Source organism: Phenylobacterium sp. GW823-FHT02A09 (assembly GCF_058797775.1).
On the sequence record NZ_JBXAJZ010000001.1, the window covers coordinates 43,170 to 62,686 of the forward strand.

A 19,517-nucleotide genomic window follows, 5' to 3' on the forward strand; every position below is an offset into this window, starting at 1 on the left:
TCAGTCTTATCGGAACAGTCCGAGCAGAGTGCTCGACGACTGGTTGGCGATGCTGAGGGCCTGCACGCCAAGCTGTTGCTTGGTCTGCAGCGCTTGCAGCTTCGCGCTTTCCTTCGCCAGGTCGGCGTCGACCAGGTTGCCGACACCGGCGTCCAGGGTGTCCTGGAGCTTCATGACGTTGGTCATGTGGGTGTCGAGCGCCTTGGCGCCCGTGCCGAGCTTCGAGAGGGCCGAGGAGATGTCCTGGATGGCATCTTCCACTTCCTTCACGTCTGCCGAGTTCACCGTGCCGGTCAGCGACGAGAGCGTCGCAGCGATCTTGGCGTTCGACTTCGACAGGTCGACGTGGTCGATGTCGATGGTCGCGGTGGCGTCGGCGTTAGCGATCGACTTGATGCTCGAGCTGTTGACCGAGGGGCGCGCGATCAGGTTGACGCCGTCGAAGGTGGCGTTGTTCGCGATCGTGTCGATCTGATCGCGCAGCGAGGTGTATTCATCGCTGAGCGCCTGCTTGGAGGCGGTCGACAGACCCGCTTCAGTCGCCGCCAGGACCTTTTCCTTCATCTGGACGAGAATGTCCGAGATGGCGGTGCCGGCCGACATAGCGACGTCGGCCACCGACTGGCCGCGTTGCAGCGACGAGATGACCGAATTGAGCGAGGCAGATTCAGCGCGCTGGTTCTGGGCGATGGCCCAGATGGCGCCGTTGTCCTTGGCGGTGGCGATCTTCTGACCGGTGTTGATCCGGTTCTGAACGGTGCCAAGGTCCTTGTTAGTGGCGTTCAGGTTTTGGAGCGCGATCATCGCGCCCTTGTTCGTGTTGACCGAATTCAGCGACATACACGTGTTTCCTTTTCTCGGAGACCGACGTCATTTTGACTGCCGGAGGCGTTTTGCCTGCGAGACTCCTGAGCAAGGGTCGGGCCAGTTTTGGCCGTTAACCCCTTTTCGTTGATGCGCTTGAGCTTTTTCGCCGACCGCCGTTAGCGGCGGGTGTTTGCGGCGGCCGGCGACCGTCAAACACGGTAAATCTTGCCGGCCAGGAGCGGCAAAAAGTGCGCGCTGAGGTGGGCAGGATCTGCCGGTCGGCGCCGAGGACGCAGCCGATCCGACCGCCTTCAGCTTTTCTAACGACATGAAAAGCTCAAACCGCTGGCGTGGGGGCATAGCCCCGACCATGCTCCGCGCGACTTTCAGTAGGAGCTTTCCATGGCGCAGGCGCGCAAACGCGGCGGCATCTTCGCCTCATTCGGGTTCCAGGTCCTGGCCGGCATGGCGCTCGGGCTGGGGCTCGGCCTGCTGGCGCGCGAGCTGGGCTCCGAGGCGGGGCAGGCCGGTCATGGCTTGTCCGAAGCCCTGCGGCTGGCCGGATCGACCTTCGTCCAACTGCTGCGCGTGCTGGTGCCGCCGCTGGTGTTCACGGCCATCGTCGCCAGCATCGCCAATCTGCGCCAGCTCCAGAACGCTGCGGCTCTCGTCTGGCGGACCTTGCTGTGGTTCGCGGCGACCGCGCTGATCGCGGTGACCATCGGCATCGTCCTGGGCCTGGTGCTGAAGCCTGGGCTCAACACCACCGTGGCGGCGGCGGTCGCCGAGGCGCCGCACACCAGCGGGTCGTGGTTGGACTTCCTGACCGGCCTCGTCCCTTCGAACATGCTGGGGCTGGCGGCGTCCACGACCCTGGCGGAAGACGGCGCCAAGACGACCCTGTCGTTCAACGTGCTGCAGATCGTGGTCATCTCGCTGGTCACCGGGATCGCGGCGCTCAAGGCAGGCGCGGCGGCGGAGCCGTTCCTGGCGTTCAACGCCTCGGCGTTGGCCATCGTCCGCAAGATCCTCTGGTGGGTGATCCGTCTGACCCCGATCGGCACCATCGGCCTGTTCGGCAACGCGGTGGCCCACTACGGCTGGGACGCGCTCGCCCAGCTCGGGGCGTTCGCGGTGGCGGTCTATGTCGGGCTGGGTTTGGTGATGTTCGTCGTCTATCCGACCCTGCTGGCCGTCAATGGTTTGAATCCGCTCAAGTTCTTTGCCGGCGCATGGCCGGCGATCCAGCTCGGCTTCGTCTCGCGCTCGTCGATCGGGACCTTGCCGGTGACCCAGACCGTCGCCGAGAGCGCGCTGGGCGTGCCGCGGTCGTACGCCGCCTTTGCGGTGCCGCTCGGCGCGACGACCAAGATGGACGGTTGCGCGGCGATCTATCCGGCGGTCGCCGCGATCTTCGTGGCGCAGTTCTACAATGTGCCGTTGGCGCTCAGTGACTACTTCCTGATCGTCTTCGTTTCGGTGATCGGGTCGGCGGCGACGGCCGGCCTGACCGGTGCGGTGGTGATGCTGACCCTGACGTTGTCGACGTTGGGGCTGCCGCTCGAAGGCGTCGGGCTGCTGCTGGCCATCGACCCGATCCTCGACATGGGGCGAACCGCGACAAATGTCGCTGGCCAGGCGCTGGTCCCGACCCTGGTGGCCAAGCAGCAGGGCATGCTCGACATGGAGATCTACAACGCCGCGTCGGGCGACTTGCCGGCCGAGCCGGACGAAACGACGCAGCGTGCGGCCTGAGGCTGATCGCCGTCTGTCCAGCCGCGGATTCCGGCCCTAGGATCGCAGCTGTTACGGGGCGGAGGGCTTATGGGCGACGAGCAGCGAAAGGGCGACTGGCCGAGCGCCAGCGCCGGCGGCGAAGCGCTGCTTCAGGCGATGCTCGACGCCTCGTCGATGTTGGCCGGCGTCGTGGAGCCATTGGAGGACGACTACCGGTTCCTCCTGGCCAACCGCGGAGCCTGTGAATTCTATGGCTGCGCGCCGGGGACCTTGAGCGGCCGCACAGGCCGCGACCTGGGCGTGACGCCGGAACAAGTCCAGGGACGGCTGGAGGTGCTGCGCCGGGTGCTGGCCAACGGCGCGCCGGAGACCATCGAGTATTCGTTCCGCTTTCCCAACGGCCATCAGGGTTGGTTCCTCGGGACCTTCACGCCGTTCGCCGGCGCGGCGGGGCAGGTGGTGTTCATCATCATCGACATCACCGAGCAGCACGTCGCGCAGGTCGAAGCCGAGCGGCAGGGCGCGCGGTTGACCTTGGCGCTCAATGCGACCGAACTGGGCCTGTGGGAGTACGACGTCGCCGCCGACCGGGTCGACTGGGACGGGCAGACGCGCCGCATGTTCGGCATGCCGCCCGAGGGCGACCTCAACTACGCCACCTATGCCGCCGCGGTTCACTTCGAGGATTTCCCCGCCACCCGGTCCGCCTACGAGGCGGCGATGGCCGGGGAGAACGACGGCCACTATGTCGTCGAGCATCGCACGACCGCGGCCGGCGAAGGCGGCTCGGCGGTCTGGGTGCGCGGCGCGGCGCGGGTGTCGTTCGATGCTCAGGGGCGGCCGGTGCACGTGATCGGCACCTCACAGGACATCTCGGCGCAGGTCGCGGCGCGCGAGCGCCAGAACCTGTTGCTCGGAGAACTGAACCACCGGGTGAAGAACAACATGGCGGCGGTGCAGGCGATCGCCTCGCAGACCCTGCGCGGGGCGCCCGACGATCCCGTAGCGTTCCGCGCCGCCTTCGACAGCCGCCTGCAGTCGCTGGCCCGCGGCCACGACCTGTTGACCCGCAACGTCTGGGAAGCGGCCGACCTGCGCGACGTGATCGAGGCAGCCTTGGCCCCGTTCGCGGCGGAAGGATTTGCGATCTCCGGGCCCGAGGCGCCCGCGCCGCTGGATCCCGAAATGGCGGTCAACCTGGTGATGGTGTTGAACGAACTGGCCACCAACGCGGCCAAGTACGGCGCGTTGTCAGGCGCGGGCCGGGTTTCGATCGACTGGGGCGTCGACGGCGAGCGCCTGAAGCTGCATTGGCGCGAACGCGGCGGCCCGCCGGTGGAGCCGCCCAAGCGCACGGGCTTCGGCACTCGCCTGACGCTGAGCGCGCTGCAGGCCTATGGCGGCACGGTCGAGCTGGGCTTCCCACCCGAAGGGGCGGAATGCCGGATGACCGCGGTGCTGGCCCGTCGCTAGGAGACCAGCGTCGCCTGCAGGGTGATCTCGGCGTTGAGCAGCCGCGAGACCGGGCAGTTCTTCTCGGCCGTGCGCGCGAGCTCGTCGAACTTGACCTGATTGATCCCGGGAACCTTAGCTTGGAGCGTCAGCGCCGAGCGCTCGATCTTGAAGCCCTCTCCATCCGGGACCAGGGATACCGCCGCCTCTGTGGTCAGCTCTTCGGCCGCCAAGCCGGCGCGCTGGATGAGGAAGGCGAGCTGCATCGTGAAGCAGCCGGCATGGGCCGCGGCGATCAGTTCCTCCGGGTTGGTCCCGGGGGTGTCCTCGAAACGGGTCTTGAAGCTGTAGGGCGTGGCCGACAGGACCCCGGAATCGGTGGTCAGGTCGCCGTCGCCGTCACGGCCGGTTCCACGCCAAACCGCGCGCGCCTTGCGGATCATTGCTCGCCTCCTGAATGGGATCGCCCCTGGCGAGCGGATAACGCCGAACGCGGCGATTGGATCACCGGCGCCCGTTCATCTCGTCGCCGGCGTTGCGGGGGAGGGGGATGAAGAAGGCCAGCGAGATCAGCGTGATCAGGCCGGTGACGACGAAGGCCGGAGAGATGGCCGCCGCCGTCAGCTGATCTTCGCCACGTGCGACCATGAAGAAGTGCATCAGCGACGCAGCCAACCCGATGCCGATCGACTGCACCAGCTGCTGGACCATCGAGGAAGTGGTCGAGGCCCGGCTCATCCGGGCCTGGTCGATGTCGGCGAAGGCGAGGCCGTTGAGGCTGGTGAAGTGCAGCGAGCGGAAGAAGCCGCCGACGCCGAGGATCAGCAGGATCAGCCAGTGCGGCGTGGTCGGCGTGAACAGGCCGTAGGCGACGAAGCTGACGGCGACGATCAGGGCGTTGACGATCAGCACCGAGCGGAACCCGAAGCGGCGCAGGATCGGCGGGGCGGCGGTCTTCATGACCAGGGCGCCGGCCGCGGAGATGAAGGTCATCAGGCCGGCCTGGATCGCCGAAAGGCCGAAGCCCACCTGCAGCAGCATGGCCAGCATGAACGGGGTGGCGCCCATCGCGATGCGCATGAACGCGCCGCCGATGACCGAGGCGCGGAAGGTCTGCAGCCGGAAGACCGATAGGTCGAGGATGGCGTGCGGATTGCCGCGGGCGTGACGCCAGTAGACGACCAGCGCGGCCAGTCCGCCGAAGAACATCGATGCGACCAGAAAGTCGGGCAGCAGGCCGCGGCCGAGGTTCTCGAAGCCGAAGATCAGGCCGGCGAGGCCGAGGCCGGTGAGCAGGGTGCCCTTCCAGTCGATGGGCGAGACCTCCTGCTCCTTGACGTTGGGCACGTAGCGCATGACCAGCAGCACGCCGACGACGGCCACCGGGATGCTCAGGAAGAAGATCCAGCGCCAGTCGGCGAAGGTGACGATCGCGCCGCCGACGATCGGGCCGATGACCGGGCCGAGCAGGGCCGGCATGGTCATCACCGACATCGCGCCGACCAGTTCCTCCTTGGGCGTGGTGCGCAGCAGGACGAGCCGGCCGACGGGCATCATCATCGCCCCGCCCATGCCCTGGAAGATCCGCGCGATGACCAGCTGGGTCAGGTCCTGGGCGAAGCCGCACGCGGCCGACGCCAGCGCGAACAGAACCATCGAGACCATGAAGACCCGCTTGGCCCCGAACTTGTCGGCGACCCAGCCGCTAATCGGCAGGAAAACCGCCGAAGCCAGCAGGAACATGGTGATGGCGAGGTTCAGCCGCAGCGGCGGTTCGCCCAGGGCCACCGCCATGGTCGGCAGGGCGTTGGCGATCACCGTCGCATTCATGGTCTGCATGAGCATGGCCGACCCGATGATCGCCGGGATCACCCAGCCGCGGGTCGTCGCCGTGGAGCCGCTCTCCTGGATCGGTTGGTCGACGGGGCTCACGGTTCGCACTCCAGGAGTTTCAGCAACGGCGCGCCCGCGGCGGCCAGGGCCGAGCGGTCCGCGGGCGATAGGCGCGCCAGGCGGTCGGCCAGCCAGTCGTTGCGCCGCTGACGGACGGCGTCGACCTGCGCCTCGCCCAGCGGCGTGATGCGCAGTCCCGAGCGGCGCCCGTCCTGCGCATCTTCGACGCGCAGGATCCAGCCGGCTGCTTCGAGGCGCTTAATGTGGCCGCTCATGCTGGGGCGCGAGATCTGTTCGGCCTGTGCGAGTTCGCTGACCCCGACGCCGGGGTGCCGGCGGATGTGACCGAGGATCAGGGCGTCGAGCGCCGAACTGCCGGCGCGCTGGGCCTCCTGGCGCAGGCGGCGCGCCACACGCAGCAGCGGCGCGCGCAGATTGTCGGCGAGGGCCAGGGTCTCGGGCGAGTTCGGCATGGCGATGTAGTTAGGTTGGCGAACTATCTATGTCAAACACACGATTAACGGGAACGAGTTGATGTGCTCGCGAATTGAGGGAGTCGGCTGGTTGAGGGCTAGCGTGAGGCAAGACGATGAGCGCCAATCAAGGCATACCGTCCGACCTGATGTACCGCCTTGCCGCGGAAGTGCGCGGTGCGACGCGGCGCATGTCGCGTGAACAGGTGCTGGATCTGGCGGACATGCTGCACGACGAGATTCGGGCGCGCCGGGAGCTGCGATCCTGGCGACCGACGCGGGGACGGGCAGCTGGCCGCTGCTAAGACGTGAGCGCCCGACGGGCCTGGCGCACGCCAGCGGCGAGCGCGCGGGCCTGGGCCGATAGTTCGTCGAGGATCTGGAGTCGCCACTCAGCCGCCTCTCCGCGGGCGGCGCCGGCGCGGGCGCGCTCGGCGGTGGTGAAGGCCTCGCGGGCTGCGGTCTGGCAATCGGCTACTGCGGCCACGAACCCGCCTTCTGTGCTGGCGCGCCACGCCTGCCGCGCCGCAAGACGCGCCTGGGCGCGGACGCGCAGCGTCGCCGGCGGGCAGGCTGCAGGCGCTTCCGGCGTCATTCCCGACCAAGCGACACCCCGGCCGCGGGCCAGTTCGCGTTCTGCGACCGTCATCCGCGCCGCCTCGGCGGCGGCCTCCGCGTCGATCAGCCATTCGAGTTCGGTCATGTAGAAAATGTACACTACATACACATACTCGCAACCGAAACCTAGAGCGCTCCTCAGCCCTCGCTGATGATGATCCGGCGCGCCTGGAAGGGCGGGATGATCGCGGTGATATGGGCCGCCCAGCGCAGGCGCGCATCGCGGCGGGTCGGGCCGGCGAGGCTCTCCAGGTCGTAGAGGCCGGGTCCCGAACCGCGCAACAGGCGCTTGACCAACACCTCGTCGGTGTCGGTCTCGACGACGACCACGTGGCCCAGCATGTCGAGGCTGGGCGAACTGCGCTGATCCTCGAAATAGATCAGGGCCCCATCGTCGGCCAGTCCGCGCATCGAGTGTCCGGAAACCCTTAGCGCCACGGCCTTCTCCGTGCCGCCAGGCGGGATAGGGGCAAGCTCTCCGCTGCCTTGGCCTGTGGCCAGCAGGACGTCGCCTTCGGGGTTGGCGCCCACCCGTCCGATGATCGGGGCGAGACCCTCCGATCCCGTCGAGCGCATCGGACCAGCGGCGTCGTAGAGCCATTCTGGGCGAACGCCGAAGGCGGCGGCATACTCTTTGGCGCGGCGATAGGAGAAGGGGGCGTTGCCGTTTTCGTTGGACGAGTAGGTGTTGCGGTTCCAGCCGAACGCCTCGGCGGCGGCCGCCGCCGTTTCAAAACCTTGCTCGGTGCGGGCCAGCCGCAGGCGCTGGAAGCGATCGTCCATAGCCGGCTTCTAGCCGAGCCTGTGTGTAAAATAAATACAGAATCCGCTTGCCCGTTCACTGTATGTTCCATACATTTTCGCCATGGGACACGAAACGCAGCCGAGAGGCGCCCCCACGGGCCAAGAATATACAACCCTACGACAAATCGGGACGTCGCCGACGCGCGCCATGGTAGAGCTCGGCGTTGCGCCGCGAGACGCGCAGCGACTGGAAGCTCACTTCCGCGCCCGACCGGCTTGGGGCGGCGACCTGCAGGTTCCCCGCTTCGCCCGCCATGACCGGCATGTGGCCGACGTGATGGCGCAGGGCGGGTTCTGCGCGTTTTCCGAGCGTCGTATCGGCAAGGGCGGCATGGCGGTCTGCCTGCCGCTGACGTGGCCGGAATGAGCGCGGCCATCGCCGACGTGGTGGCGCACGCGCTGCGCACCCTGCCGCCGGAGACGCGCGGGCGCTTTCTGCGCGACCTGATGGCGACCGCCGCGGCGGGCCTGACGGCGCTGGAGGGCGAGCGCGCCTGCGGCGAGGCGGTCTACCGCCTGGCCGACGCCGTCGTCGGGGTCGGCGCCGAGCAATCCGAACACAGAGGGAGAGAGGGATGAGCCGAGCAGCATATCTGGCCCGTCTGGAGCGCGAGCGCCTGGCGCGAGTGGCGCAGCAGGGCAGGGCGCGGCTGGAGACCCGCGAGGTCGCCGAAGGCGTGGCCGAGACCATCGCGCTGTCGTCCGCGCGCGGCGCGGAATTCGAAGCGCCGCCGTCGGCGTGCGGGGAGCGACAGCGCCCTTATCGCCGGCTGGCCGGGCTGGAGTGGCTGTCGCGCAAGGGGCGGTTGACCACCGCCCAGAAGGCGGCCGGCGAGCGCTACGGACGCTGCTATCGCGTGGCGCAGGGCGAGGTGGCCATCGCCTCGACGCTGGACGTCAGGCCGGGCGGCGCGGCCGAGACGCCGCTGACCGCGGTGATCGCGCGCGCCGAAGCCAATGCGCGGGCGCGGGACGCGCTGAACTTCTATCGCGAAACCTTGCGGCGCCAACCGTCGCTGGTCGCCGCCTGCGACATGATCTGCGGCGAGGAGCTGACCCCGCGCGAGGCCGTACGTGGCGGGGACCGGGATATCTACCGGCTCGAGGCGATGCTGGAGGTGGCCTTGGACATGTTGGCGGCCGAGAAGCCGGCTTAAGTTCCTACTTTGTTCTTGACCCGTCCGGGGATTTTGATAGGCTCTAGGTATCGGTCGTCATTGCGTCTGCAGCGCGCGACGGTTCGGCAAGGCTCCCGCCTCGGTTCCTCTCCCTGCGAGGCGCGAGGGGCCTGATTTCCAAGGTTCAGAGACGGCACGGCGCTCAGATGCGCGCCGACCCGCGCGCTCGCGCCGCAGACGGCGCCGCCCCTCGGGTCCTCCCCCTCCGACGAGGGGCGTCCGCCGGCCGACTGAGCCTGGATCCGACCGCGCGCGTCCAGGCCCCCCGCGCCCCAGGTTCCGAGCCGCGCCTTGCGAGGCGGGCGGACCGGGCGCGGGGGTGTTTGGCCGTCCTGGAAATCGTTTGTCGGCCGGCGTGAGAGCGGCAGCCAGATTGGAGACTGCATGCCCGCGAAGGAGGTCGGCGGAATGGATTGATCTGTCGAACGGGCGTTCTCTAAATTTTCAGTGAGTGGAGGGGCTATGCGTGGGATCTGGGCGGCTGCTTCGCGCCCGGCTGGGGCGATCCCTAGGCGACCACGTTTGTCTTCACAGCGGGCGGCGCGCTGGAGCGCGTTCAGCAGTCGGTCACGTGGCCTTAGGCCTGCCGCGACGCTGATCAGTCGCATCGAATTTCGGTAGCCGTACGGACGGCTGCGTCTAACCCGACCAAACCATTCTCTACAGGCGTCTACCGTTCAGCGGGGAGCTGAGCGGCCCGTTGTCGCGCGCGTTCTGCGCCGACCTGCGCTTGCCGCTTTCCACCACCCACAACAGGAGACTGCATGCCGCTTAATGCGAAGCTTGTACTGGACGTACCCGAAGACGTCGCGTTTCCGCCTCTGCGGGCCGCGGCGTTCGGCGGGACGTCGCCCTATGCCTATAGCCTGGGATCGGGGGCTCTGCCGGCCGGTCTGACCCTGGACCCGTCCTCGGGCCTGGTGTCGGGCGTTCCGACCACTGCGGGCGTCTATTCCGACATCGTCATCCGCGCGAGCGACGCGGCCTCGGCCAGCTTCGACCTGCCGGCGATGACGCTGCGGATCGGGGTGACCCTGCCTGAGATCCAGACGCCGCCGGCGATTGCCGGCGGCGCCACCGAGGGCTCGGTGCTCACGGCCACGGCGGGCGTCTGGACCGGCGCCGACAGCGTCGCGGGCCAATGGCTGATGGACGGCGCGCCGGTCCTGGGCGCGACGGGCTCGACCTACAAACTGATGTTCGCCGACATCGGGAAGGCGCCGTCGTACCGTGAGACCGCGACCAGCGCGGCCGGTTCGGCGACTTCGACCAGCAATGTGCTGCCGACGGTGGTCAACGGCCTGCTGGCGCGGATCATGATGCGCGCCGACACGGCCGTGACGGCCGACCGCTGGATCACGGTGACCAACACCGACAACGGCGACGTTGAGCGCACGCGGGTCCCGGCGGGCTCGCCCTCGGGCTTCGCCGGGTACGTCTTCAAGTCGGGCAATGGTTCGCACACGTCGACCGGCGGCACCGAAAGCCATCCACCCTATCTGCGCGGCGTCGAGACGATGTCGGGGTCGAACGCCTACTGCGCCGTGAAGGTCCCGGCCAACACCGCGCTGAAGGTGCGTGTGGCGCTTGGCGGCTTGGTCAACGCCTCGGCCTCCAACACCGGCGTCAAGATCGACGACGGGGCGACGCCGACGGCGACCGTGTTCGCCAACATCGAAAACCGCAGCCAGGCGGTCGGCAACGTCCTGCAATTCAACGGCGTTGAGATCGCCGCCGCCGACTGGCTGCACGCCGGGGCCTGGCTGAACGTGACCTCGGCGACGGGCTGGATCTACTTCCGCAAGCCGGCGAACGGCGTGTGCGGCCTCCGGGCGATCGAGGTCGCCTATCCAAGCCTAGACATCGTCAGCGCCGGCGTCGGACCGTTCTACGTCGCCAACGACGGGACGGGCAGCGACGCGACTGGCGACGGCTCGCTCACCCGGCCCTGGGCGAGCCTGCCGGGCGATCCCACCGCGCCGGGCGTGCTCGGCGGTTTCGACGTGCTGGCGGGCGGTGAAGTCCGGCTGAAGAGCACCGGCACGCCTTACCGGCTGCCGCGGCCGCTGGTGAATACGACGGGCGTGCTCGGTACGCTGAGCGCCGCCGTCTCGGCCGGCGCGACCACGTTCACCTGTCCCGGCATGGGCGCGGTGTCCGGCCGCTGGGTCTATCTGTGCGACGCCGCGGGGGATGTGACCGAGGCGGTCAAGGTCATCGGGTCCAGCGCCGGCGGCGTTACCACGAGCCTGTCGGCGCCGCTGAAGTTCGCGCATCCCGCCGGCTCGAGCGTAAAGGCCTATGCCGAAACGCTCGTCCCGCTGAAGCGCTCGGGCGCATCGGGGCAACCCATACGCTTCACTTCGTACGGCGGCGGAAATGCGGTGCTGGACGGCTCGGAGGTCATCGGCGGCTGGGCGGCGGTCACCGCGGGGGAGGTCAAGAACAACCCCAATGCGGCGAACATCCAGAAGGCTTCCATCGCGGCTTTCCCGGCGCTGATGTTCAGTCAGACGATCCACGAGGGCGGCCGCTCGCTCTATCCGGCCCAGTTTCCCGAACCGAGCGAGGCGGGGGCCTTCAACCTGCCGTACATCGGCAGCGACGCATTCGTCGAAATGACGGTCGCCGAATTCAACGCGGCGTCAATCGTGGAGGGTGCGACCAACTCGGGCGGGACCGGCTATCGGCTTTGCACGTTCACGAGTTCGATCTTGGCCTCGCGCTACGGTCCTGAGAACATCAATCTGACCGGCTATCTCTTCGTCTGTCGGATGAACGGCAACCGCATCGGGGAGTGGACGATCTCCGACCACAATCCGACGACGGGCTATGTCGCCTGGAAGATCACCAACGATGAGAACCTCAGCCTGAACGCCTCGAGCGCCGCCTCGGCGGCGAACTGGCTGTGGGCGGTCCGCGGCCATCCCTTCGATATCCGTCGCAAGGGGCAGTACGCCTACAGCGCTGACCTGAAGTCGGTTTACGGCTGGTTCCGCGGCGCCAGCGAGCGTTCGATCAGTCGGATCGAATACGGCGTGACCTTCAATCGCGACCACGTCGAGTTTGACGGGATCGACTTCCAGGCCTTCGGTGTCGACTACGGCGGCGCGGCGCGCGATTTCGGCAATGCGCGCGTCGGCTTGAAGATCGCCAACGGCGCTTGGCGGGCCTGCAACAACGTCTCGGGTAACGGCGTCTTCCGCCCGGCGGGCTCGCCGGCGGCAGATTTCACGATCGAGAACGTCGACGCGTTCGACACCAGCCGCGTCGGCATGATGCAGATGTCGGCGAGCGGCAGCCACATCAAGGGCGTACGTCACCGCGACTCCGGCCGCACCAGCGCCTACTTCGGGGGGGCCTCGGCGAACAACCTGGTCGAGGATTTCGACTTCTCCGACAACTTCAGCCTGCACGGCAACGGGGCGTCCATCTACCAGGTCGCCCACGACAACCAGTTCGTCCAGGGGTTCATCATGAACCACGTGCTGGCCTACACCGCCCAGACGGACAACGCGGCCGTGGTGAAGACCAACGCGCTGAAGAACTCAGTGCTGAGCTGCTGTCCGCCCTGGCCGGGCACGACCAACGAGACCTACGGCGTGCCGGGGTCGGTCGACGGCACCCGCTACACGATGCAGGTGCTGGACGGTGAATCGAGCTCGGTCTTCGAAGGCGTGCTCGCGGTGATGGGCGATGCGCTGATGAGCGGTTCGAACCCCTCCGGCGCGCCATCCACCGGCCAAGTGGTCCGCAACTGCGTGTTCAGCAACGTCAACGCCGCGCAGCTGACCGGCCGCATCTGGCAGAACGTGCTGATCCTGGGCGACACGCCGTCCTCGCCGGGCGTCAACTCTACGAAGCTGGCTCAACTGGATCCCGCCTCGTACCGCGTCGAAGTCGCGAGCGGGACCGAGCCCTGGGACGGCACGATCACCCAGAAGATCCAGAAGGTGCTGACCCGCAACGGCGACACCGAGACGTTCACGGCCAGGACTCTGGGGCCGTTGTCCGGACCGGGCGAAAAGCCGTGGCTGGTCCCGGCTTGGGGGCAGGCGCACGCCCTGGCCGAGTGCGCCCTGACCACCACCACGTTCCGGGCCGGCGCGCGTCCGCGGCTCGCGCTGAGCAGCATCGTCGCCACCGCGCCGGGCTGTGCGATCAGCCTGCCGTCGGGCCTGGGCGACAACGCGATGTTCGGCCTGGATCGGGGCACGGTGCACTTCGTCGGCTCGGCGCCGGCGGCGGGCTCCTATGAGCTGGTCGTGCGCCAGACCAGCAGCCACCCCGACCTGATCGGGGGCGGGACCCAGACCCACGACACGACCATCGTTGTCGAGGTGATCTAACGGACGGAGGACGCCTGGTCGTGAGGCCAGGCGTCCAACCGACGCAAGCGTTGGAGGCTGGGATGCAAAGCAAGCGAATGCGGGTGGTCGGCCGCTACAGCCCCGATCTGGCTGAGGGCATCTGCGCGCGGATCGCCAAGGGTGAGAGTCTGGCGGCGATCTGCCGTGAGCATGGCATGCCGCCGCGGTCGACGGTCGATGCCTGGAAGGGCTTCTATCCGGACTTCGGCGAGGCGTTCGCTGCGGCCCAGTCGGCGGCCGGCGGACCGGCGAGAGGCGGGCGGCCCAGCGGCTACAGCGTCAAGGCCGCGGTCGAGCTCTGCCGGCGGCTGGGCGAGGGCGAGGCGCTGCACATGATCTGCCGCGATCCGGACATGCCCTCGCAGAGCGGGTTTTACCTGTGGCTGCACAAGTATCCTGAGTTCGCGGAGATGTACGCGGTGGCCCGGGAGATCCAGGCCTACCGGCTGTTCGACGAGGTCCGGGAGATCGCCGACGCCGCGACGGCCGAGACGCTGCAGGTCGCCAAGCTGCGGATCGCCGCGATCCAATGGCAGGCCGCGCGGCTGGGGCCGAAGGCCGGCGAGAAGGCCCGTGAGGCCTCGGACGGACCACAGCCCTTCGCCATCGAGGTGGTGAACTTCTTGCCCGCACCTGTGGCGGAAATCCCGGGACAAGATTGAGCCGACCTATTGCTTTGGACCACTCTCTGCTCTCGGGCGGCGGCGATAGCCTGGCCCGTGACGGCGGCAAGCTGAAGCTCAGCGTCGAAGTCGGTGAAGTGAGCCTGCCCGAGGCGCAGGCAGGTGCGCCCAGCCCTATCTGGTGACCCTGGATGACTGGGGCGTGCTGACCGCCGGGGGCCGGGAGGTCGGGCGGGTGCAGTAGTCCCGCCCTGGCCCTTCGGGGGCCGAAGCCTTCAACATCGGTGAAACGTGGACAAACCGCAGATTCCCAATCGCTGGGGGCCGCGGGCCTATCAGCGTGACCTCTGGACCTATCTGGCGAGCGGCGGCAAGCGCGCCGACGTGGCCGCGCACCGGCGCTGGGGCAAGGACGAGGTGGCCCTGCACTGGGCCGCGTTCTGCGCCGTGCAGAAGCCAGGACTTTACTGGCACATGCTGCCCGAGGCCGGCCAGGCGCGGCGTGCGATCTGGACGGCGGTCAACCCGCACAGCGGCCGAAAGCGTATCGACGAGGCCTTCCCCCGGGCGATTCGGGAGCGGACGCTGGACAGCGAGATGCGGATCGAGCTGAAGAACGGCTCGGTCTGGCAGGTGCTGGGTTCGGACAACTATGACAGCCTGGTCGGCGCGCCGCCGGTAGGCGTGGTGCTGTCGGAATGGGCGCTCGCCAAGCCCGAGGCCTGGACCTATCTGCGCCCGATCCTGGCCGAGAACGACGGCTGGGCGTTGTTCCTGTGGACTCCGCGCGGCCGCAACCACGCCACCCGCAGTTTCGAGGCCCGCGCCGCCGACCCGGCCTGGTTCACCCTGAAATCGCCGGCGACCGCCACCGACGTCTTCACGCCCGAGCAGCTGGCCCGCGAGAAGGCCGAACTGGTCGCCGAGGCGGGATCGGCCGAGGAGGGGGAGGCCCGCTTTGCGACGGAGTATCTGGTCGATTTCGACGCCGCCGCGCCGGGCGCCTACTACGGGGCGTTGCTGCGCGAGGCGGGCGAGCAGAGGCGGATCGGGCGCGTGCCGTATGATCCGGCGCTGAAGGTCGACACGGCCTGGGACCTCGGGATCGACGACTATACGGCGATCTGGTTCTTCCAGCAGGTCGGCCGCGAGGTCCGCGCGATCGACTACTTCGAGACCTCGGGCGAGGGACTACAGTCGATCGTGCGCGAGGCGATCGCGGCCAAGCCCTATGTGTACGGGACTCACTACCTGCCGCACGACGTGATGGTGCGCGAGCTGGGCGCGGCGGGCCGCTCGCGGTTCGAGACCCTGGGCGGGCTCGGCGTGAGGCCGATCGGCGTCGGCGTGGCCGGCGATCCCGAGGACCGCATCAACGCCGCGCGCCAGATGATCGCGATGACCTGGTTCGACGCCGGCCGCTGCGCGGTCGGGCTCGACCGGCTGCGCGCCTATCGCAAGCGCTGGAGCAAGGCGACGGCCAGCTATGGCGGCCCGCTGCACGACGCCGCCAGCCATGGCGCCGACGCCTTCGGCGAGTTCGCGGTCAATCGTCAGGGAGCGGCGACGCCACGGCCGGCGACGCGAGGCCGTGGCGAGGGCCTGGGCTGGATGGCGTGAACATCAAATAGAAGAGGCGAGAGATGACGTGGTTGGACAAGGCCGCTGGTTGGGCCAAGGGGCAGGTCGATGAATTCGGGCGGGCCTATGGCCAAATGAGCGACAGACGTTTGGCAGCCGAGAGTCAGACGCGGTCCGCCGTTTTTAATGTGCTGCCCGAGCGACTCAAGGTGCTGGTTCGACTGAAGGAAGCGCCGAAACTGCGCGGACCGGTGCAGCCGGAACCTGTTCCACCGCCGGCGGCCATCCGGCTGGGCCCAGTTGGGAGCGGCTCCGACATTGAGATCAAGGACAACAGCGTAAGACTGGACGGACTGTCTCCAGAGATGACCAGACTTTACTCTGGCGTCGTTGACGCGTGGCAGGGCGCAGGCGGGCCTCGGCCCGTCATCACCTCGGGCAATGACGGCAAGCACAGACGAGGCTCCCGGCACTACTCGAACCATGCCATCGACTTGCGCGGCAACAACATTGACGCGACTAAAGCGGAGGAAATCCGCAGGCGGCTACAGGAGCACGCAGGTGCGGATTACGATGTTGTCTACGAGACGTTCCCCAACGATCCGCGCCGGAACCACATCCACGTCGAGTATGATCCTAAACCCAAGCGGCGCTAAGGCCGCGCTACAACTCACGCCCTCAATGTTTGCTGTTTGTTCTGGATCGGTGCTATCTCTAGAGCGGTCGGGTGGTTTGTTCGGCCTTGATGCTGCGGCGTGGGGCGAGGCGGGGGAATGCGGATACCGGCATGCATAGCCGTAGCTGTTCTGATGACGGCCTGTTCCGCTCGAGACGGTGGCTGGCGTTCGCTTACTACGGATGAGACAGCGGCGCTGGACCGGCAGTCCTTGGCGCAGAACCCCTGGTTAAGAGCGCCGCCGCGCCGGGAGGCGGTCGCGGACTTCGATGGCGATGGTCAGCGCGATCGCGCCGTGATCCGTGTGAACCGCGAGAGCTATGCGGTCATTGTGCTCGGTGGCGACGGACAGGCGCGCCGGCTCGGTGAAGCAAGACCGCGAGGCGAACTTGCGAACATGGAGCTTGGCGTTCTGGCGCCGGGCGTCCATCGCACCTTCTGCGGCCGGCGTGAGCCTGACGAGGCCGGGTGCAGTCCGAGCGTGACTCTGAAGTCGCCTGGCGTGGCCGTGACCACCTTCGAGGCGGCGCAGGTCGTCTACTTCTGGAACGGGACGACGTTCGACGTCGCGGCCCTGAGCGACTAGGCGCGCGTCAGCCTTCACTGAAAATCTGGAGATACCGACATGAGCCCGGACGCCTGCGCGCCCGGCGAGGATCCCACGCCGCCTGAACGCGGCTGGCTGTTTCGCCGGCTCTACACCTACTTTGGCACCCTGCTGAATCTCTGCGGCGTCGGCGCGGCTCTCGCCAAGCTTGATGATCCGCAGGCCCTGAAATGGATCGCGCTGGCGCTGATCGGCTCCAACGTCGTCCTGGCGACGCTGTACTTGGCCGGGGCGACGGTGACCGACTGGGCCAAGCTGGCGGCCGCGGCGCGAGGCCTGCGGGCCGAGGGCGAACTGCCGGCCGACCAGCAGGTGCGACGATGAGCCGGGACCTCGCCCTCGCCGAACTGGCGAAGATCCGGGCCTCCGCCGACGCGCTGGAGGCCTTTTTCATGCGCGAGGCGCCGCCGGCGGACGCCCCGACGCCGGCCAGGGGACTGGCCGAGCCGGCGCGGTTCTTCGAACATCTGCGCAGCCGTCCGCCGCTGGGCCCGGCCCTGTCGCAAGGGGAGGTCGCCGGCTGCGAGCGCATCCTGGCGGCCTGCGCCAGCGCCGGCTTTCCGCCGGCCTGGACGGCCTATGCGCTGGCCACCTGCGTCCATGAGACGGCGGGCGCGATGGCTCCCGTGCGCGAGTACGGCAAGGGGGCGGGGCGGGTCTATGGCAAGCCTGGCCGCAACGGCGGGCAGGTCGCCTATGGCCGCGGCGACGTGCAACTGACCTGGGACGAGAACTACGAGCGGGCCGACCGCGAGCTGGGGTTGAACGGCGCGATGATCGCCAACTACGACCTGGCGCTGGACCCGCAGGTCTCGGCCCGGGTGCTGGTCGCAGGCATGGAAGGCGGCTGGTTCACCGGAAAGGGGCTGCGGCTCTATTTGCCTGGGGTCGCGCGGCGCGACCAGTTCGCCGCCGCCCGCAAGATCGTCAACGGAACCGATCGGGCCGAGTTGATCGCCGGCTACGCGGAGACGTTCCAGAACGCGTTGTTGGCTGGGGGATGGCGAGTGGATAGCCTCGCGTGACAGGCACGCAGTTTCGGACAAATGGATCGCTCAGACCCGCCAGCCATGCCCGAGAAGTACCAGCGACCTCTGCGGTGGCTGATCTACTATCTTCTCGCCATCTCGATAGTCGGCATCCCGATCCAGTTTGTCCTCGCCGGATGGGGGCAGTCTGAGCCGAACTTCGTAACGGGCGAGATCTACCCGATGCGGAGGCCGGGCAAGGCGGCGACAGGCGTTGTCTTCGTCACGCGAGAATCGATGATGATCGATTGGTTCTTCATGGCCCACATGATCGGGATGTTCGCGCTCGCCGCGTGCGTTGGCGCCTGGCGCGTGGCGCAGAAGGTCATCGAAGACAGCCGATATGTGGAAGGCGGCAAGTGAAACCGTACCGCCTTGCGGAACCTGTAAAGAGGTTTACATAGAGTCCAAATCTCGATGAGGCTTGAATGGCCAACGCAGCCCTGAAGTTCGAGGAGGACGCCGGATACGGCGCCGACGCGCTGCGCGATCCTGAGGCGCGCCGACGGCTGTCTCCGCCGGCGGTGGCGCTGTTCCTGCGCACCTGCGATCTCTGGGACCTGAAGGTCGAGGATCGGATGGCGATCCTAGGCGGGATATCGCGCCAGACCTATCACAACTGGAAGGCCGGCAAGGTCGGGGCGCTGAGCCGCGATCAGCTCGAGCGGATCTCGCTGGTGCTGGGCGTGCTCAAGGGGCTTCGCCTAGTGTTCGCCGAGGATGCGCAAGGCGTGCGCTGGTTGAAGGCGGACAATACCGATACGCCGTTTCGCGGCCGCGCGCCGCTGCTCCTGATGACCGAAGGCGGAATGAGCGGGCTCTACGACGTGCGCCGCTATCTCGACGCCTGGCGCGGGGTGAAGTGAGTTTCGCGCATGCGCGGGTCGCGGCCCGCACCCATCGGCTGATCGCCTCGCGCTTCCCGACGATCGGCGTGTTCGATGACATCGCCGCCAGCGAAGAGGAACTACGCGTCGCCTTCCTACTCGAGGACCTGACCAACCGTCGCAGTCAGGAGCGGCTGGACGCGCTGCCGCCCGGCAGCGTGCCGTCGGGCGCGAGCGCATCGATCGCCATGGCGGCCTTCGTGCATTGCGCCGAGGAAGGCGGGCGGTTCTCGGACGGCGAGCTCGGCGCATGGTACGCGGCGCTGGAACTGCCGACCGCGATCGCCGAGACGGTGCATCACCACGAGCGGCGGCTGCGGGCCTCGGCCGGGGGATTTCCCTGCCGGATCCAGATGCGCGAACTGGTCGTGCGGCTGGACGGCGATCTGCTGGATCTGCGCGGCCGGGCCAGCGAGCGGCCCGAGCTCTACGACCGCGACGAGTACGCGGCCTCCCAGGAGTTCGCGCGCGAGCGCCGCTGGCCGTTCGTCGAAGACGGCGAGGACGGCTTCGTGTTCGACAGCGTTCGGCGCGAGGGCGGGACCAATGTGGTCGTCTTCCGTCCGGCGGCGCTGCCGCTGCCGATCCGGCAGGGCGACCACTACGAGTATGTCTGGGGCGCGGACGGCGAGCTGACGGTGCTGAAGATCAGTTTGGTCAAGCGGTAATTGTTCCTGTTTTGTTCTTGACATTCCCCGGGGAATGAGCGACAGTCTGGGTATTGGTGATCAGTGCGCCTCGCGGCGCCGCCCGACGATGGATTGAGCGACGGCGACGCTGGTC

Annotated in this window: 23 protein-coding genes; 17 read left to right on the forward strand and 6 right to left on the reverse strand. The window is 68.0% G+C overall.

What is annotated here, in order from left to right:
• Positions 1 to 6: 6 nt before the first annotated feature.
• A complete protein-coding gene (locus AC1Q87_RS00230; protein WP_492607029.1) occupies positions 7 to 840 on the reverse strand; it encodes a flagellin in 834 nt (277 codons plus the stop codon).
• 369 nt (positions 841 to 1,209) lie between these two features.
• Here AC1Q87_RS00230 and AC1Q87_RS00235 point away from each other — a divergent pair, with 369 nt between their 5' ends.
• Both AC1Q87_RS00235 and AC1Q87_RS00240 read left to right on the forward strand, forming a co-directional pair.
• A complete protein-coding gene (locus AC1Q87_RS00235) occupies positions 1,210 to 2,562 on the forward strand; it encodes a dicarboxylate/amino acid:cation symporter (RefSeq protein ID WP_492607030.1) in 1,353 nt (450 codons plus the stop codon).
• 69 nt (positions 2,563 to 2,631) lie between these two features.
• Positions 2,632 to 4,017 carry a sensor histidine kinase gene (locus tag AC1Q87_RS00240; protein ID WP_492607031.1) on the forward strand — a complete coding sequence of 462 codons (1,386 nt, stop codon included), beginning with the start codon at positions 2,632 to 2,634 and terminating at the stop codon, positions 4,015 to 4,017.
• Here the strand turns inward: AC1Q87_RS00240 and AC1Q87_RS00245 are convergent.
• The 3 genes from AC1Q87_RS00245 to AC1Q87_RS00255 all read right to left on the reverse strand — a co-directional run bounded on the left by AC1Q87_RS00245 (position 4,014) and on the right by AC1Q87_RS00255 (position 6,362).
• Complete coding sequence (locus AC1Q87_RS00245) at positions 4,014 to 4,439, reverse strand: OsmC family protein (protein WP_492607032.1); 426 nt, start codon at positions 4,437 to 4,439, stop codon at positions 4,014 to 4,016. The genes AC1Q87_RS00240 and AC1Q87_RS00245 overlap by 4 nt on opposite strands.
• Positions 4,440 to 4,500: 61 nt before the next feature.
• On the reverse strand, positions 4,501 to 5,928 hold the full coding sequence (locus tag AC1Q87_RS00250) for an MFS transporter (protein ID WP_492607033.1): 1,428 nt from the start codon (positions 5,926 to 5,928) through the stop codon (positions 4,501 to 4,503).
• Entirely contained in the window at positions 5,925 to 6,362 is a 438-nt protein-coding gene (locus AC1Q87_RS00255; RefSeq protein WP_492607034.1) for a MarR family winged helix-turn-helix transcriptional regulator, read from the reverse strand. The genes AC1Q87_RS00250 and AC1Q87_RS00255 overlap by 4 nt, the downstream gene beginning before the upstream one ends.
• A 116-nt stretch (positions 6,363 to 6,478) precedes the next feature.
• Between AC1Q87_RS00255 and AC1Q87_RS00260 the strand changes: the two genes are divergently transcribed.
• Positions 6,479 to 6,667, forward strand: coding sequence for a hypothetical protein (locus tag AC1Q87_RS00260; RefSeq protein WP_492607035.1), 189 nt, complete (start codon positions 6,479 to 6,481; stop codon positions 6,665 to 6,667).
• Here AC1Q87_RS00260 and AC1Q87_RS00265 read toward each other — a convergent pair.
• Positions 6,664 to 7,065, reverse strand: a complete 402-nt coding sequence (locus tag AC1Q87_RS00265; RefSeq protein ID WP_492607036.1) for a hypothetical protein — start codon at positions 7,063 to 7,065, stop codon at positions 6,664 to 6,666. The genes AC1Q87_RS00260 and AC1Q87_RS00265 overlap by 4 nt on opposite strands.
• Positions 7,066 to 7,118: 53 nt before the next feature.
• Positions 7,119 to 7,763 carry a S24 family peptidase gene (locus AC1Q87_RS00270; protein ID WP_492607037.1) on the reverse strand — a complete coding sequence of 215 codons (645 nt, stop codon included), beginning with the start codon at positions 7,761 to 7,763 and terminating at the stop codon, positions 7,119 to 7,121.
• A gap of 169 nt (positions 7,764 to 7,932) precedes the next feature.
• Between AC1Q87_RS00270 and AC1Q87_RS00275 the strand changes: the two genes are divergently transcribed.
• From AC1Q87_RS00275 to AC1Q87_RS00340, 14 genes are all read left to right on the forward strand, one after another.
• Positions 7,933 to 8,151: a hypothetical protein gene (locus AC1Q87_RS00275; RefSeq protein WP_492607038.1), complete on the forward strand. Its 219-nt coding sequence runs from the start codon at positions 7,933 to 7,935 to the stop codon at positions 8,149 to 8,151.
• On the forward strand, positions 8,148 to 8,363 hold the full coding sequence (locus AC1Q87_RS00280) for a hypothetical protein (RefSeq protein ID WP_492607039.1): 216 nt from the start codon (positions 8,148 to 8,150) through the stop codon (positions 8,361 to 8,363). The genes AC1Q87_RS00275 and AC1Q87_RS00280 overlap by 4 nt, the downstream gene beginning before the upstream one ends.
• Positions 8,360 to 8,941, forward strand: a complete 582-nt coding sequence (locus AC1Q87_RS00285; protein ID WP_492607040.1) for a hypothetical protein — start codon at positions 8,360 to 8,362, stop codon at positions 8,939 to 8,941. The genes AC1Q87_RS00280 and AC1Q87_RS00285 overlap by 4 nt, the downstream gene beginning before the upstream one ends.
• Before the next feature lie 785 nt (positions 8,942 to 9,726).
• Positions 9,727 to 13,311 (forward strand): Ig domain-containing protein, encoded by a 3,585-nt coding sequence (locus AC1Q87_RS00290; protein WP_492607041.1) that lies wholly within the window; start codon positions 9,727 to 9,729, stop codon positions 13,309 to 13,311.
• A 62-nt stretch (positions 13,312 to 13,373) separates the two neighbouring features.
• Entirely contained in the window at positions 13,374 to 13,994 is a 621-nt protein-coding gene (locus tag AC1Q87_RS00295; RefSeq protein WP_492607042.1) for a terminase small subunit-like protein, read from the forward strand.
• 14 nt (positions 13,995 to 14,008) lie between these two features.
• Positions 14,009 to 14,140 (forward strand): hypothetical protein, encoded by a 132-nt coding sequence (locus AC1Q87_RS00300; protein WP_492607043.1) that lies wholly within the window; start codon positions 14,009 to 14,011, stop codon positions 14,138 to 14,140.
• A 106-nt stretch (positions 14,141 to 14,246) separates the two neighbouring features.
• Positions 14,247 to 15,575: a hypothetical protein gene (locus tag AC1Q87_RS00305; RefSeq protein WP_492607044.1), complete on the forward strand. Its 1,329-nt coding sequence runs from the start codon at positions 14,247 to 14,249 to the stop codon at positions 15,573 to 15,575.
• A gap of 32 nt (positions 15,576 to 15,607) precedes the next feature.
• Positions 15,608 to 16,192 (forward strand): hypothetical protein, encoded by a 585-nt coding sequence (locus AC1Q87_RS00310; RefSeq protein ID WP_492607045.1) that lies wholly within the window; start codon positions 15,608 to 15,610, stop codon positions 16,190 to 16,192.
• Between the two features lie 417 nt (positions 16,193 to 16,609).
• On the forward strand, positions 16,610 to 16,798 hold the full coding sequence (locus AC1Q87_RS00315) for a hypothetical protein (protein ID WP_492607046.1): 189 nt from the start codon (positions 16,610 to 16,612) through the stop codon (positions 16,796 to 16,798).
• 39 nt (positions 16,799 to 16,837) lie between these two features.
• Positions 16,838 to 17,143: a hypothetical protein gene (locus tag AC1Q87_RS00320; protein ID WP_267232195.1), complete on the forward strand. Its 306-nt coding sequence runs from the start codon at positions 16,838 to 16,840 to the stop codon at positions 17,141 to 17,143.
• Entirely contained in the window at positions 17,140 to 17,844 is a 705-nt protein-coding gene (locus AC1Q87_RS00325) for a hypothetical protein (protein ID WP_492607047.1), read from the forward strand. The genes AC1Q87_RS00320 and AC1Q87_RS00325 overlap by 4 nt, the downstream gene beginning before the upstream one ends.
• Before the next feature lie 45 nt (positions 17,845 to 17,889).
• Positions 17,890 to 18,210 carry a hypothetical protein gene (locus AC1Q87_RS00330; protein WP_492607048.1) on the forward strand — a complete coding sequence of 107 codons (321 nt, stop codon included), beginning with the start codon at positions 17,890 to 17,892 and terminating at the stop codon, positions 18,208 to 18,210.
• Positions 18,211 to 18,275: 65 nt separating this feature from the next.
• A complete protein-coding gene (locus AC1Q87_RS00335) occupies positions 18,276 to 18,713 on the forward strand; it encodes an antitoxin Xre-like helix-turn-helix domain-containing protein (RefSeq protein WP_492607049.1) in 438 nt (145 codons plus the stop codon).
• Positions 18,710 to 19,402 (forward strand): RES family NAD+ phosphorylase, encoded by a 693-nt coding sequence (locus tag AC1Q87_RS00340; protein ID WP_492607050.1) that lies wholly within the window; start codon positions 18,710 to 18,712, stop codon positions 19,400 to 19,402. The genes AC1Q87_RS00335 and AC1Q87_RS00340 overlap by 4 nt, the downstream gene beginning before the upstream one ends.
• Positions 19,403 to 19,517 lie beyond the last annotated feature (115 nt).